The organism is Roseivivax halodurans JCM 10272, assembly GCF_000521785.1.
GTDB lineage: Bacteria > Pseudomonadota > Alphaproteobacteria > Rhodobacterales > Rhodobacteraceae > Roseivivax > Roseivivax halodurans.
This window is the reverse complement of record NZ_JALZ01000147.1, coordinates 1-358: the sequence shown is the minus strand read 5'-3', so window position 1 is coordinate 358 and position 358 is coordinate 1. Positions and strand designations below refer to the sequence as shown.

Here is a 358-nt window from a genome sequence, read left to right as displayed (position 1 = left end):
GAGGCCATATCCAGATGATCGCAGAGGAGATACCCGGTGTATCGAGAAGCCGGAGACCGAGGCGATAACCGGCATCGTATTTCCGGGTGCGCGCGTAGAACTCGCTTTTCCTGATGCCCGCCTCGTCGATGTAGTCATAATCGACCATGCGCCGCCAATGGGGGTGCGCGGCACTCCACAGTACGGGTTCTGAGCATGGCATCAAATCTGGCAGCTCGGCGTCGAGCTCCGGCACGACGGACGTTCTACCGATAAACTGGTTGCCTTTCCGATGATCGACAGTTGCCAGCTGAGAGGCAAAGGCGCCGAGAAGAACCTCCGTCGCCGCCTGAACACGCGTCCAGGCGCGCGGTTCCAA

Annotated in this window: 1 protein-coding gene; it reads right to left on the bottom strand. The window is 60.1% G+C overall.

The features are described from left to right. On the bottom strand, positions 1–358 hold a 358-nt coding region (locus tag OCH239_RS23250), incomplete at both ends, for a hypothetical protein (protein WP_162150053.1).